The sequence below is a fragment of the Acinetobacter sp. ANC 5378 genome (genome assembly GCF_013004315.1).
Lineage (GTDB): Bacteria > Pseudomonadota > Gammaproteobacteria > Pseudomonadales > Moraxellaceae > Acinetobacter.
This window is the reverse complement of the sequence record NZ_JABERK010000031.1, coordinates 43,667-58,023: the sequence shown is the minus strand read 5'-3', so window position 1 is coordinate 58,023 and position 14,357 is coordinate 43,667. Positions and strand designations below refer to the sequence as shown.

The following is a 14,357-nucleotide window of genomic DNA, read 5'->3' as shown; positions in this document are numbered from 1 at the left end:
ATGTTGAAATGTGATTTTCAATATCAGCAGGCTGATTTTAGCCTAAACATTGAACTGGAAATGCAGCGGCAGTTGTTAGGCATTGTCGGGGTATCGGGAAGTGGTAAAAGCACATTGCTAAAAAATATTGTTGGGCTGCTGCAACCTTATCAGGGCTATATTCAGTTTAATCAGCACATGTTGGTAGATAGTCAGCAGAATATTTATGTACCAATGCATCAACGCAAGATCGCCTTAATTTTTCAGAATGCCATGCTGTTTCCACATATGAATGTGCAGCAGAATCTACGTTATGCAGAAAAATTAGTAGCCAAACCGGAACGAAAATTCCAGTTTGAAGAAGTGGTGGAATTACTGGAATTAAGCCCTTTAATTTACCGTAAAGCTCATCAGCTTTCGGGTGGGGAAGCACAGCGGGTGTCGATTGGGAGGGCTTTATTGTCTTCACCAAATTTATTGTTGCTAGATGAGCCTTTAACAGGTCTAGATACACATCTAAAGCAGCAAATTTTACCGTTTTTAAAACGGCTTAAAGATGAGCTGGATTTGCCGATGATATATGTGACTCATCATTTAGAAGAATTAGCATATCTGGAAGCGGAAACTGTACAATTAAATCAGGGGCGATTGCAGACTATGCCAAAGCTTGAAACAAGTTAAACCTCTAAAAGGGAAATAGCCTAAGCGTTAAGCATAAGCTATTTCAATAAACATCAAATGATATTATTCAGGTTTTTGATATTCATTGATGACTTCAAGTGCAGCACGGAAGGCTTCCTGAGTGGCAGGAGCCCCACAGTATGGCAAGCTGTGTAATAACACTTCCTGAATTTCTTCTACTGTTGCACCGTTATTCAGTGCACCACGGACATGTCCCTTAAGTTCGGTTGGGCTTTTTTGAGCAGTTAAAAATGCAATGGTAATTAGTGAACGGTATTTGCGGGGGAGTACGCCTTCACGTTGCCAAGTTGAACCCCAGGCATGTTCATTAATCCAGTCCTGCAAAGGTTGAGTAAATGGCACAGTATTATCTTGTGCACGTTTTACAAAAGATTCACCCATCACTTCAGTACGAACTTTTAAACCATTTTCAAAATCTTGTTGTGACATATTTTTTTACTCTTTCAACGTCTATAAAAAAGAAGTGATTAAAGTTTATGTCTGAATGACTTCAATGCGTATTGGTTTATGGTCGTAGTTCGATTGTAATTGCAGTAACTTCGCTACGATTCATACTTCGATGAATAATTGAATGTTTATAATAAAATTTGTGATTTGTGGAAATATGTTTTTATAAGAGATTTATTTTTATAAAAATATTTTAAAAAATGAAATCTAAATTTTGATTTGGGATTTTATGTGGTCACTATTTAATAGTGTTTTGTTCAGATAAGTAATTTGAGATAAAAAGTAGAAATCAAGGATTGAGGTTAAAGTTATAAAATAAGGATATAAAAAAAGCCCTGATCAGTGATCAGGGCTTCTTCGTATTCTGGAGCGGGAAAGGAGACTCGAACTCCCGACCCCAACCTTGGCAAGGTTATGCTCTACCAACTGAGCTATTCCCGCAATGGTTGTGAATTATAGAGAATTTAATGAAACTGTCAACTCTCTATGCTTACAAGTGGTCAATTAATCAGCACGACGCCAAATGGTGCCTTGGCGTGTATCTTCCAAAACCACACCTTGATCGAGTAAAGACTGACGAATTTCATCGGCCTTGGCGAATTCTTTGGCTTTTTTCGCATCTTTACGTTGTTGAATCAAATCTTCAATTTGTTCTGTTGTTAAGCCTAAAGCTTCCTGACCAATATCAGACTTTAAGAAATCATCCACATTGTGTTGAACTAATCCAAGAATATTGGTGAGGTGACGTAAAGTTGAATAGTAAACCGTTGCCTGTTCCTGGTTTTCATCTTTTACGGCACGGTTGAGTTCTTTATTGATTTCGAACAATACTGCAATCGCTTCGGATGTATTAAAGTCATCACGCATTGCTGCATTAAAACGCTCAACCAAAGTTTCATCTAAAGTTTCAACGGTTTTTTCACCATACACTGCTTGATAAGCTTTAAATGAATGATAGAAGCGAGAAAGGGTATTTTTCGCTTCTTTCAACGCTGTATCGGAGAAGTTGACTGGACTGCGGTAGTGCGAAGAGACAATAAAGTAACGGATCACTTCAGGATGAAATTTATCCATCACATCACGAATAGTAAAGAAGTTGCCTAAAGATTTAGACATTTTTTCACCATCGACATTAATAAAACCAACATGCATCCAGTAATTTACATATTGTTCATCAGTCGAAGCTTCACTTTGTGCAATTTCGTTTTCATGATGCGGAAACATCAAGTCGGAACCGCCACCATGAATATCAAAGTGGTTGCCTAGGCAGCAAGTCGACATGGCTGAACATTCAATATGCCAACCTGGACGACCATTACCCCAAGGTGAAGCCCATGACGGTTCATTTTCTTTGGCATGTTTCCAAAGTACAAAGTCAAACGGATGTTTCTTTTCGACTTCAACATCGATGCGTTCCGATGCCCCAGCTTGCATATCTTCCAGTTTACGACCAGACAAACGACCGTATTTGGCAAATTTTTCAACCTGGAAATAAACATCGCCATTGCTAGAAGGATAAGCTGTACCTTTATTGACTAAATTACCGATCATATTTTGCATCTGATCAATATAGTCAGTGGCACGCGGTGCTTCATCAGGAGCTAGGCAACCCAAATTTTCAGCATCGTCATTCATCGCTTGAATGAAACGATCGGTCAATGCGGTAATGCTTTCACCATTTTCATTGGCACGTTTGATAATTTTGTCGTCAATATCAGTAATATTACGAACGTATTTTACCTTCCAGCCTTGACTGCGCAAGAAGCGGATAATGTAGTCAAATGCAACCATGACCCGAGCATGTCCAATATGACAGTAATCATAAACTGTCATACCGCAAACATACATATCGATATGTCCCTCGACACGCGGAACAAATTCAACTTTTTTACGTTGCTCTGAGTTGTATAGAACAAATGGCTGCATAAGTCTTCAAAATGCTAAATAAAAAGATGCTTCATCATAACGTAAGCACTATTTTTCATAAAGTTTTATGCGCTTTTTTTATAAGCTTGTGAAAAGTTGTACATTTAGAAACGTGACATTTGCATAGATATGATAAAATTGCGAAAATTATTTTTGCTTGAATAGAGTCACTCTTTTATAGAGTTAAGGTAAACCTACTTTGAACCCACCAAATATGCCAAACCAAATAGACTTTCAAAAAGTTGCACTAGAAACTTTGCGTATAGAAGAACAAGCGCTAGAAATATTGGCGACGCAAATCGATGAACGTTTTAGCCATGCATGTGAAATCATTTTGCGGTGTCGAGGGCGATTAGTCATTACCGGAATGGGGAAGTCAGGTCATATTGGTCGTAAAATGGCGGCAACCTTTGCTTCAACCGGCACACCATCTTTCTTTATGCATCCGGGTGAAGCTGGGCATGGCGATTTAGGCATGTTGGTTCCTGGCGATGTGCTCATCGCTATTTCTAACTCGGGCAAGAGTGATGAAATCATGATGCTCATGCCTTTAATCAAGCGCCTGGAAATACCATTAATTACCATTAGTGGTGATGACAAAGGACCGATGCCACAAAATGCAGACGTGGCTTTAACCTTGGGTAATCTCCAAGAGGCTTGTCCTCTAGGTTTAGCACCAACTTCAAGTACTACGGCAACTTTGGCATTGGGCGATGCTTTAGCCGTTGCCTTACTCGATGCACGTGGCTTTACTGCTGATGATTTTGCCATGTCACATCCGGCAGGTGCTTTGGGTAAACGTCTATTACTGCATGTCAAACACTTGATGCATACAGGTACAGAATTACCAAAAGTCTCTCCAGATACACCAATGAATCAGGTTTTATACGAAATTTCAAACAAACGCCTAGGTTTAACCACAATTGTGGATCAAAATGATGTTCTGCTCGGTATTTTTACCGATGGAGATTTACGTCGTTTAATTGATAAGCAACAAGGTTTTGATGTGAGCTTGGTGGTATCGGAAGTGATGACCAAGAATCCTTTAACCATTTCGCAAGAAGCTCGTGCGGTTGAAGCTCTAGAGTGCATGAACGAAAAGAAAATCAATCAATTTGTTGTGGTAAATGATCTAAATAAAGTCATTGGTGTGATTAGCATGCATGACTTGATTCAAGCTGGGGTAAATTAATAAATGGCATCTTATATTTTATTGGAACAGGCACGTCATATTGAAGCTTTGGTTCTGGATGTCGACGGTATTTTAAGTGATGGTTTTGTGACATTGACCAATACAGGCGATGAAATTAAATCATTTGATATTCGTGATGGTTTAGGCATGAAACTTGTACAGCAAGCGGGTGTCAAAGTCATTATCATTACTGGACGTACAAGCAATATTGTTGAAAAGCGTATGTCTGCCTTGGGTGTAGACCTGGTTTTTCAAGGTCGTGAAGATAAGGGCACCGCATTACGCGAAGCCTGTGCACAATTGAATGTTGCACCAGAAGACTGTTTATATATGGGCGACGATTGGCCTGATCTTTCTGCATTTGCCATTGCCGGTATGAAAGTCACTGTGCCGAATGGTCATGTGGAAGTGCGACGTCGTGCAGATCTGGTCACTCAGGCAATGGGTGGTCGTGGGGCGGTACGTGAAATCTGCGATATGATTTTGATGGCTAAAGGGGCTTACGAAACGCTTCTTGAAAAATATACCGCTGTCCCACATTAATAGTTAAATAATTCATTGAATTTGAGTTAAGTACCACACTTATGGATACAAAAGTTTTATACGTAACTGCTATAGCAATTGCAGCTATAAGTGGTGGTTACTACTATTACAGCGGTAAGGGCAATAAACTTGAGGTTGATTCAGCAAGGAGTATGACCTATTCGGCTGAAAAAATTAATCTCACCCAAACCGATGATGACGGTAATTTGTATGTTCGTGCTCAGGTCGATCGCATGGAACAGGACATGCAAAAACAAACCTCAAAACTGACCAATCTCAATGCTTCCCTGTATAAAAATGGCGTAGTCGATGCCACTTTCTATGCCAAAGTTGCAAATGGTTATGATGATAATGAGCGCATTGTTTTGTCTGGAGACGTGTTGGCGATCAAGTTACTGCAACAGGGGAAAATGCAGTTTCGAACCCAAGAGTTAACGGGATATCCTAAAACTCGTGAAATTGAAACCAATAAACAAGTCATTGTGCAATCTCCGCAAGCTGAATTTGTAAGCCAAGGTTTGAAAGCCAATTTAAATGACGGTCAATACGAATTTTTTAATATTCGAGGAAAATATGAACCAAAATCTTAAGCTTACATTGTCTAAATCCTTGCTTCAGCAAGCAGCTTTAGTCGGTTTGGTTGTATTATCATCGGCAACGGCATTTGCAATTCCTTCTGACAGAAATCTGCCCATCTCACTGGTGGCTGACCGTGCAACCTATAATGAAAAAACTGGGGTGACCACCTATACGGGTAATGTCATCATCGAGCAAGGCACCATGAAATTGCAAGCCAATTCGATTGTGGCCAATCTGAATAGTCAAAAAGAAATCAGCACGATTACTGCGACAGGCGGACCTGCACGTTTTCAGCAAAAAGTTGATGTCAATAAAGGTTTAGCGAAAGGACAAGCACAGAAGATTGTTTATAATGCGCAAACTGGCATTATCACTTTGTCTGGCAGCGCACTGTTAGAGCAAGATGGTGCAAGTATTCGCGGTAATACTTTGAAATATAGTATGAATAAGGGTGATATTGAGGCTACAGGTACGCCAAATAGCACAGGTTCTTCATCAGGCCGTGTTCAAATTGTAATTCCACCTTCTAGCTCAAAATCGTTCCCGGGAGCACGTGATTAATGGATCAGTCGCTAAATCAACCACAAACGCTTTGTATTAAACATCTGGCAAAAAACTATAGTAAACGATGGGTGGTTAAGGACGTTTCTTTCCAGATGCAAAGTGGTCAGATTGTCGGCTTACTTGGACCCAATGGTGCAGGTAAAACCACAAGTTTCTATATGGTGGTTGGTTTGGTTCGAATGGATAAAGGCGAGATTCATTTGGATGATCTTGATTTGTCTGATTTGGCCATGCATGAACGGGCTCGTAAAGGGATTGGTTATTTACCTCAAGAAGCGTCTATTTTTAGAAAATTGACCATTTCTGAAAATATTATGGCGATTCTTGAAACGCGTAAGGACTTAAACAAACAGCAACGCCAACAGCGTTTAAATGAATTGCTGGCTGATTTTAAAATCACTCATATTAAAGATTCGTTGGGGATGAGCGTTTCGGGTGGTGAACGTCGTCGTGCAGAAATTGCCCGTGCTTTAGCTGCTGATCCCAAGTTCATGCTGCTGGATGAACCTTTCGCGGGGGTCGATCCTATTTCTGTAGCGGACATCAAGGATATTATCCGTGAACTTAAAGACCGCGGAATTGGTGTACTGATTACCGATCATAACGTACGAGAAACACTTGCGATTTGTGAGCGAGCATATATTGTCAGTGAAGGTGCAGTAATTGCAGAAGGAACACCACAAGAAGTACTGGAAAATGAAACAGTGCGTGAAGTGTATTTAGGTGAAGATTTTACGGTTTAAAAGTTTAAAAAATAATCAAAATAAAAGATGATTTTGTTATAAATAAATGACAAGATCATCTTTGTATGTAATAAGTATTAAAAATAAGAATTACATTACAAAAATAGACGTATTTTTTACGACATGCGTTAAATATTCATAAAATAAAAATTATCATTCAAATGATGCTAAAGAATCAAAACAACAATATAAGTTTGTGTCAAAAGTTATTGCTGAGAAGCATGCAGGGTTTGATATGCAGTCTATCTCTATCAATAAGCTATGCCCATGCAGACAGTTCAAAAGAGTTCATGCAGTCGCTCAAGTCTGGAATGAGCCAAATTTTTGTTCCGAAATCAGATGAAAACTACAATAAGGCAGATATTGACGCCCTAAGTAACTTTCAAGTGGATACCTCTAAAGTCCAGGAATTTGCTCTCATATCAGGTTCGGATCGCACACGGCCTTTTTCTAAAAATCAACCGATGTATCAACCGGTTAGCCAGTTAAGCTTCAATGAAACCATCCTTCGGGCATTACAGCGCAGTCCAGATATTTCACAACGTATTTCAGTTTTAGCTGGACAGGATGCTTATATTGCTGTTGCCAAATCTGGCTACTATCCACAAATTTCAGGAGGGATATCTACTGGAGACTTGAGCTCTGGTGAACGTGGACGCCAACTTATTGGCCTGAATGCCACGCAAATGCTATACGATTTTGGCAAGGTTAAAAGTGGGGTGGATATTCAACAGGCAAAGCTTGTAGCTGAACAGGCTGAGGTTTTAGTCGGCATAGATAGTGTGGCTTATGACACTGCCAATGCCATTGTGAATATTAAGCGCTATCAGGAAATGACCCAAATTGCACAGCAGCAGATTAGCGGCATTTCACGCATTGCTGAAATTACCAATTTAAGAGCAAAGGCGGGGATCATTACCCAGGCTGATCCCATTCAGGCACGTGCAAATTTAGAAGCTGCACAGGCCAATTTAGTGGTGCAACAAACTCAGCTGAAAAAGTTTCAACAGAAATTACGTACCTTATTGGGCGCGGATGTGACAGGTCTGGGTTGGTCCATTCCAGAGCATGTAGTGAGAGATTCCGATTTATACCGTGATCCAGAATTTAATAAAATTCCGAGCATGATTTCTGCACAGGCGGAGGTGGACGTTGCCAAGTTTCAAAAGCAACAATTAAAATCAAGTAACTATCCCGTCCTGAGTGTGAAAGGTTCACTCAGTCAGGCAATGAATGGCCGTAATCCAAATAATAATGAAGATGATGGTTTGTATGACTCCATCATGTTAGAAGCCTCCAGTAATTTGTATCAGGGTGGGGCAATAAAGTCACAAACACGTGCTGCCAGTTATGCAGAAGAGGCTGCAAAGGCAAAAGTGAATTCAGTCTATCTGAGTGTGCTAGATGAAGTCCGACTATTACGTGAAGAAATCGAAAATAAGCAACGCTTGATGAGTATTCTTATTGCGCGTAAGGAAACCACCATTCGTACCCGAGAGCTTTATCAAGAACAATATAAACTGGGTACGAGGTCAGCGGTTGACTTACTCAATGCAGAACAGTCAATTCACAGTGCAGCGCAGGAAATCGAAAATGCACGTTACGACATTTATGATGCAATTGTGCGATACATTGCTGTGACCGGGCGTTCGCGTGATCTCTATGATCTTAATAATATTCCAATTCAGGGGTTTGAGATTCAGCCATGAATAATAAAAATAATTACCAGCCGTGGCTTCAAGCGGTGCTCACGATTGCCAAACATTATCGTATAGAACCCTCTGAAGAACGTATCCGTTTACAGCTTGACTGGAATCCCAACCAGAGTGTTGATGACATCATTGCATTGATTACCCGTCAGGTCGGCATGAGTTGGCGTAAATCTGCATTCAGTACAGATTTAATTAATCCGTGGCGTCTGCCTGTGGTGGTGGAATTTCAGGATGGTCAGGTCGGTGTGGTTGAAAAGGTCGACGCTGAAGGGAATGCCAATATCGATCAGATTCTCAATCAAAATCAGCCACAGCAACGTCAGGTTGCAGGAGCTAATTCATGAGCGCTAAATCCCACAATCTAAAAAGTACCATCAAAGTCACTGAGCTTGAACCACCTTTACCCAAAGCCAGTTTATTCATCTGGATGATTTGTTTGGGTTTACTCACCTTATTGCTCTGGGCATGGTTCTTTAAACTTGAAGAAGTTTCTACCGGGACGGGTAAAGTGGTACCTTCATCAAAAGAGCAAACCATTCAGTCACTTGAAGGCGGTATTTTAACCAAGTTAAATGTTCGTGAAGGAGAGATTGTCAAGCAGGGTCAGATCCTGGCTCAACTCGATCCCACCCGGCTGGAATCTAATGTCGGAGAGTCAGCATCATTACTGATGTCTTCACGTGCTGCTTCAGCACGTCTAAGAGCTGAAGTGAACGGAACACCAATTTCTTTTCCTAAGGAAGTTTTAAAAGACACTAAGCTGGTGCAGGAAGAAACCGCACTTTATCATTCACGCCGTGCCAATCTGGATGAATCGTTGGCGGGTTTGCGTCAGGCTTTAAGTTTGATTGAGCAGGAACTGAGCATGACCGAACCGCTTGTGGCTAAGGGTGCTGCAAGTGAAGTGGAAGTTTTACGTCTAAAACGTGAAGCCAATAATCTTCGTAATCAAATGAATGATATTCGCAATCAGTATGATGTGAAGTCACGTGAAGAATTATCTAAAGCCAATACGGATGTAGAAACACAGCAACAAGTGGTGAGAGGAAAGTCGGATACTTTAAGCCGTACGGTTTTCAAGGCACCCATGCGAGGGATCGTCAAGGAAATTGATGTGATGACCATTGGCGGGGTTATTCCTCAAAATGGCAAGCTGATGACCATCGTTCCTTTGGATGAACAGCTATTGAGTGAAGCTCGAATTTTACCGCGCGATATTGCATTTATTCATCCCGGTCAGGAAGCTTTGGTTAAAATCACAGCTTACGACTATTCTATTTATTGTGGATTACAAGGCAAGGTCACCACTATTTCGCCAGATACCATACGTGATGAAGTCAAGCAAGATCAGTTCTATTACCGCGTTTATATTCGGACCAATACCGATAAATTAACCAATAAAGCCGATAAGCAATTCAGTATTACCCCCGGTATGGTGGCTACAGTGGATATTGAAACTGGACAAAAATCAGTACTGGATTACCTGATCAAACCATTCAATAAAGCTCAAGAAGCATTACGTGAACGCTAATTAAAAAATTGAAAAGCTTAATAAAAAACCTCCTACAACAGGGAGGTTTTTTATTGTCTGCAGATGCTTTAAAACACGTTATAATTTTACCGTGATTTTCTTATTGTTAGATTTATGCCATTTACGATTGCCGCACCTGTTAGTTTCGAAGAATACATCAAAAAAAGTCGCTTTCAAGTCATTGCTGTGCCTGTCGAAAATGAACAGGCGGTCAAGGATTTTTTGGAGACCCATAAAGATATCACCACCACACATCAATGTTGGGCATGGAAAATTGGGCATAATGTCCGTTTTAATGATGATGGCGAGCCATCGGGAACTGCGGGAAGACCGATTCTAGCCACCATTGAGGGCAATGATTTGACCAATATTCTGGTTTTGGTGAATCGTTGGTATGGCGGAATTAAACTTGGAACAGGTGGGCTGGTTCGCGCTTATGGGGGCTGTGCAGGACAATGTTTATTGCTGGCTGAAAAAATTGAACTGATTGAAAAGAAAAAAGTCAGTTTTGCCTGTCAGTTTAATGAGTGGTCGATCTTTCAATACGAACTCAATCAACAGCACGTCGAATTTAAAGAAGACTATACCGTGACGGGGGTACAGGTCGAAGCCTTGCTACAAATTCACCAAATTGAACCCTTGTCCTTGAAAATTCAGGATGTAACGCGCGGTCGTGAACAACTCAAAATTGTAGAAGAGCCACAGGATGACTGAACAAGATCCGCTGTTAAAATATCGTGAACAGCATAAGCACCGTTTGAACTATATGCCGTGGTTATATTGGTCATTAAAGCCGAAAAATCGGGCGTGGGCTGAAGCATGGCAAAAAGAATATCAGGCCTATTTAATGCAAATGGAAACGGTCGAGATTGGTGAAAACTGTTTTATTTCCCCCCTGGCGCATATTTTTGCCGAGCCGGGCCGGAAAATTGTGATTGGCGATAATACCTTTATTGCGGCAGATTGTACTTTGCATGGACCTTTGGAAATAGGCAATGAAGTTGCGATTAACCATCATTGTATTCTTGATGGTGGGCGTATGGGCATCAAGCTGCATGATCAGGTCCGTATCGCTGCCTATTGTCATTTGTATGCCTTTGACCATGGTATGCAACTGGAACAGCCGATTTACCAGCAAGCGGTACGTTCCAAGGGAATCGAGATTGGTCAGGATGTCTGGTTGGGTGCACATGTGGGGGTGAAGGATGGCATAAGTATTGGATCGCATGCCGTGGTTGGTATGAATAGTATGGTCACAAAAGATGTAGAAAAAGCGGCTATTGTTGCGGGTAATCCTGCGAAATTTATTCGTTATCGCGATTAAAAAATTCAATAAAATTAATATGAATTGCCGAGTAAGTTTAATTACATAAAAGCATGCACAGTTTGTAAGAGATATGCTAAGTTAAAAATAACAAATAGACTTAAAGCCTTTCATGGCGAAAAGTGAGGCGAAAATAAAATGAAACGTGTAATCGCTTGTATTGATTCTTCACCGTGCGTGAATGCAGTTGCTGAAGCTGCCGCATGGATTGCAAAGCAGACCCAACGTGAATTGGTGTTATTACAGGTTTTAGATTATTATCCGGCCAGTTATCACTTGGGGGAAATAAGTGGTGTGATTGGTTTTGAAAGTAATGCAATGTTACTGAAAGAACTGGCTGAGCTTGAACAAAAACAAAGCGAATTGGCACTAAATTATAGTAATAATTTACTTAATCATATTACCGAAATGATTCAGCAAAAGTACGGTTTAACAGCCTCGCATCTTCAGGAAAAAGGCGATTTTTTAGAGCAAAGTTTTAATGTGCTTAGAGATGACGACATTGCTATTATTGGTCGAGTCGGGGAACGCTCTGCAGAGCGGAATAAACCAATCGGCGGTAATGTTGAAAACTTTATTCGTGGGGTAAATTGTACCGTAATGACAGTGGGTGAAAAATTCCAGCCACCAACACAATTTATTTTTGCCTATGAATATTCGCCTACCTGCGTCAATTTGATGAAACGAATTTCACAAAGTGATTTGTTAAGACTGCTACAGTGTCATGTGCTCTATGTCGGCGATCATCCAGAAATATTGAATGAACCTGCACAATATTTACGTGATGCCGGGCTTGATGTGGTGATGGAATATCGTTATGGCGATGTTGCTGAAAATATACTTGAATACCAGATTGAACATGAGATACAACTGATTGTACTCGGTGCATTTAGTCACAGTAAAATTCACCAGTTCTTTTTGGGCAGTGTGGCAACTACTATTTTCCGAAATTCAACTGTACCGTTGTTGGTGGTAAAATAAGCAAAATCATTACTTATAAGTGGTGATTAAATATTGGTCATAGTTATCCGCATAACTTGTGGATAACTATATGGACAGTCTGTATAAATTACTAATAAATAAATAAAAAAACAATACGATTGTTTTTTGATCTTTGTGTCGAATTATTTCACTATGGCTAAAGCAAAGCCATCATGGCCCTTACTGCCTACAGTTTGCAATGCTGTACAGGACAAGATTCGAGGATGGTTTTGTAAAGCGACAAACATCTCCCTGATACCTTCAATACTCGGTTTGTGATTGTCCGGATTGATGATATCACCCGCACGAATGACATTATCGAGCACAATAATGGTTCCTGAATGAGACAAGTCCAAGCTTAATTCTAAATATTCCGGGTAACTCTGTTTATCGGCATCAATAAAGATAAAATCGAAAGGTTCAAAGTCGGCAGGCAATGTTTTTAATACATCAGCTGCACGTCCCACTTTCAGGTCAATTGTTTGTGGAAGTTTAGCATTGTCGATATTTTCCTGAGCCAATGCTGCGTGCGTATCTCGACCTTCAATCGTTAAGATATAACCATCTTCAGGGAGCGCACGAGCCAGCCACATGGTGCTGTAGGCTGCAAAAGTACCCAGTTCCAGTACACGCTTACACTTGTTCATCTGAATGAGCATTTGCAGCAGCATGCCTTGATTGGGCGCTACTGCAAGGTGATCTGGAAAGCCTTTTTCTTCAGTGTTTTTTAAAGTCTGTAGAAGAATCGGGTCTTCTGGAATTAAATGTGAATCGATGTAAGCATCAATCTCTGTCCACATTTGTTGCATAGTTTCATCACCTTTGTTGCGTTGCAAGCATTTTAAACTTTTCCAATCAGAGTGCAATTTATCGTTTAGATTTATTGAAAATAGGCAATAAAAAAGAGATCACCAAGATCTCTTTTTTATCCGAATTTGTTTTTAGTAATTACACATCGATGAATGACGGGATAAGTCAGGTCCCCAGGTGCGATAGCCTTGGGTATCAATATGGATTTGTCCTGAAGCATATAGACCAAGACCCATATTCAGGCTTTGACCATATTGCGCCCAGAATTCACATAATTTAAATTTGGTGTTTTCGATAAAGGCATAGTCTTCAGCATGAGGGTATGCAGGTCCAACACGAAAATCGATAGCCGAATTAAACAAATGACGTGATGAATTTGCACCGCCAGCACACTGGTTCAGTGGTAAATCACGGTAAACCGAAGTGACTTCAAAGTCGGTAAGCACTTTGGCGGCAACCAGATATTTAAATACGCGCAAAGTCGAAATTTGATTGTGCCACAACTCACGGTTTGGAATCATATATTGCGAACGGGAACATTTTTGCCAATCCCGTGCGGTACGCATCAATTCAAAACTTGGAATGATATTGCCAACACCATTTTGTTCAAGAAACACTTCATATTCACGCACGCGTCGTAAGTTATCGCTTGTAGCAACCCAAGCATTGTAAGCATACGGAACCGTTTTAGGCGGAACAGGGCGTTCAATGATGATGCGTTCTTGGGGAATGAAGATCCGTTTTCCGTCGGGAGTCGTGGTCGTACGTCCTTGTTTCTGAGGAGATGTAGCACATCCAATCATGACAAGTGGGATTAAACCGAATCCGATTAATCCCTTGAGAAAATGCTTCATTATAGAAATCAAATATTTATAAATACATTCGCTATTTTAATATAATTTAAAGGATAAAATTTGGAAATATTGCAATCAAATGTTTTTTTAAGTATAAAAAAAGATCAGCACCTGCTGATCTTTTTTGAAGTGAAAAACAGTTTTATTTTTCCAAGTATTGTAACTTGTCAGGTTTGCCATTCCATTCTTCACGATCGGCAGGTTGATCACCAATCTGGGTGATGTTAGGCCATTTTTGTGAAAGTTCGGTATTCAGTTCAATAAAGACTTCTTGACCTTCCGGTAACTCATCTTCAGAGAAAATAGCATTCGCAGGGCATTCAGGTTCGCATAGTGCGCAGTCAATACATTCATCAGGGTTGATGACGAGGAAGTTTGGACCTTCGTAGAAACAATCCACTGGACAAACTTCTACGCAGTCTTGGTATTTACATTTAATACAATTTTCAGTGACAACAAAGGTCATGGCG

General features: G+C 40.4%; 16 protein-coding genes, 1 tRNA gene and 1 pseudogene. 12 read left to right on the top strand and 6 right to left on the bottom strand.

Going from position 1 to position 14,357, the window contains the following annotated elements; genetic code table 11:
* Positions 1 to 660, top strand: a complete 660-nt coding sequence (locus tag HLH16_RS07695; protein WP_131289659.1) for an ATP-binding cassette domain-containing protein — start codon at positions 1 to 3, stop codon at positions 658 to 660.
* A 63-nt stretch (positions 661 to 723) separates the two neighbouring features.
* Here HLH16_RS07695 and HLH16_RS07690 read toward each other — a convergent pair whose 3' ends face one another.
* The 3 genes from HLH16_RS07690 to cysS all read right to left on the bottom strand — a co-directional run bounded on the left by HLH16_RS07690 (position 724) and on the right by cysS (position 3,054).
* Positions 724 to 1,110 (bottom strand): carboxymuconolactone decarboxylase family protein, encoded by a 387-nt coding sequence (locus HLH16_RS07690; protein ID WP_131289657.1) that lies wholly within the window; start codon positions 1,108 to 1,110, stop codon positions 724 to 726.
* 383 nt (positions 1,111 to 1,493) lie between these two features.
* Positions 1,494 to 1,569, bottom strand: a tRNA-Gly gene (locus tag HLH16_RS07685).
* Positions 1,570 to 1,632: 63 nt separating this feature from the next.
* The gene (gene cysS / locus HLH16_RS07680; RefSeq protein ID WP_131289655.1) at positions 1,633 to 3,054 is read right to left on the bottom strand and encodes a cysteine--tRNA ligase; all 1,422 of its coding nucleotides are present in this window, start codon (positions 3,052 to 3,054) and stop codon (positions 1,633 to 1,635) included.
* A gap of 214 nt (positions 3,055 to 3,268) precedes the next feature.
* Between cysS and HLH16_RS07675 the strand changes: the two genes are divergently transcribed.
* The 11 genes and pseudogenes from HLH16_RS07675 (at position 3,269) to HLH16_RS07625 (ending at position 12,223) form a co-directional block, all read left to right on the top strand.
* On the top strand, positions 3,269 to 4,246 hold the full coding sequence (locus HLH16_RS07675) for a KpsF/GutQ family sugar-phosphate isomerase (RefSeq protein ID WP_131289653.1): 978 nt from the start codon (positions 3,269 to 3,271) through the stop codon (positions 4,244 to 4,246).
* 3 nt (positions 4,247 to 4,249) lie between these two features.
* On the top strand, positions 4,250 to 4,789 hold the full coding sequence (locus HLH16_RS07670; RefSeq protein WP_131289651.1) for a KdsC family phosphatase: 540 nt from the start codon (positions 4,250 to 4,252) through the stop codon (positions 4,787 to 4,789).
* 41 nt (positions 4,790 to 4,830) lie between these two features.
* Positions 4,831 to 5,379, top strand: a complete 549-nt coding sequence (lptC, locus tag HLH16_RS07665; RefSeq protein WP_131289649.1) for an LPS export ABC transporter periplasmic protein LptC — start codon at positions 4,831 to 4,833, stop codon at positions 5,377 to 5,379.
* Positions 5,363 to 5,929 (top strand): lipopolysaccharide transport periplasmic protein LptA, encoded by a 567-nt coding sequence (gene lptA, locus HLH16_RS07660; RefSeq protein WP_131289647.1) that lies wholly within the window; start codon positions 5,363 to 5,365, stop codon positions 5,927 to 5,929. The genes lptC and lptA overlap by 17 nt, the downstream gene beginning before the upstream one ends.
* Positions 5,929 to 6,675, top strand: coding sequence for an LPS export ABC transporter ATP-binding protein (gene lptB, locus HLH16_RS07655; protein WP_131289645.1), 747 nt, complete (start codon positions 5,929 to 5,931; stop codon positions 6,673 to 6,675). Before lptA ends, lptB begins: the two co-directional genes overlap by 1 nt.
* A 161-nt stretch (positions 6,676 to 6,836) precedes the next feature.
* Positions 6,837 to 8,384: a TolC family outer membrane protein gene (locus HLH16_RS07650; protein WP_502707641.1), complete on the top strand. Its 1,548-nt coding sequence runs from the start codon at positions 6,837 to 6,839 to the stop codon at positions 8,382 to 8,384.
* Positions 8,381 to 8,692 (top strand): annotated as a pseudogene (locus HLH16_RS07645) (type I secretion system permease/ATPase); the annotation flags it as partial. The gene HLH16_RS07650 and the pseudogene HLH16_RS07645, both read left to right, overlap by 4 nt.
* 35 nt (positions 8,693 to 8,727) lie before the next feature.
* On the top strand, positions 8,728 to 9,918 hold the full coding sequence (locus HLH16_RS07640) for a beta-barrel domain-containing protein (RefSeq protein WP_171528878.1): 1,191 nt from the start codon (positions 8,728 to 8,730) through the stop codon (positions 9,916 to 9,918).
* 114 nt (positions 9,919 to 10,032) lie between these two features.
* Positions 10,033 to 10,632: an IMPACT family protein gene (locus HLH16_RS07635; RefSeq protein WP_171528877.1), complete on the top strand. Its 600-nt coding sequence runs from the start codon at positions 10,033 to 10,035 to the stop codon at positions 10,630 to 10,632.
* Positions 10,625 to 11,242, top strand: coding sequence for a DapH/DapD/GlmU-related protein (locus HLH16_RS07630; RefSeq protein ID WP_171528876.1), 618 nt, complete (start codon positions 10,625 to 10,627; stop codon positions 11,240 to 11,242). The genes HLH16_RS07635 and HLH16_RS07630 overlap by 8 nt, the downstream gene beginning before the upstream one ends.
* Before the next feature lie 138 nt (positions 11,243 to 11,380).
* Positions 11,381 to 12,223, top strand: coding sequence for a universal stress protein (locus tag HLH16_RS07625; RefSeq protein ID WP_171528875.1), 843 nt, complete (start codon positions 11,381 to 11,383; stop codon positions 12,221 to 12,223).
* Between the two features lie 143 nt (positions 12,224 to 12,366).
* Here HLH16_RS07625 and HLH16_RS07620 read toward each other — a convergent pair whose 3' ends face one another.
* From HLH16_RS07620 to fdxA, 3 genes are all read right to left on the bottom strand, one after another.
* Entirely contained in the window at positions 12,367 to 13,032 is a 666-nt protein-coding gene (locus HLH16_RS07620) for an O-methyltransferase (RefSeq protein WP_171528874.1), read from the bottom strand.
* Positions 13,033 to 13,164: 132 nt separating this feature from the next.
* A complete protein-coding gene (locus tag HLH16_RS07615; RefSeq protein WP_171528873.1) occupies positions 13,165 to 13,887 on the bottom strand; it encodes a D-Ala-D-Ala carboxypeptidase family metallohydrolase in 723 nt (240 codons plus the stop codon).
* A gap of 142 nt (positions 13,888 to 14,029) precedes the next feature.
* Positions 14,030 to 14,353, bottom strand: a complete 324-nt coding sequence (gene fdxA, locus HLH16_RS07610) for a ferredoxin FdxA (RefSeq protein ID WP_067724492.1) — start codon at positions 14,351 to 14,353, stop codon at positions 14,030 to 14,032.
* Positions 14,354 to 14,357: the final 4 nt, after the last annotated feature.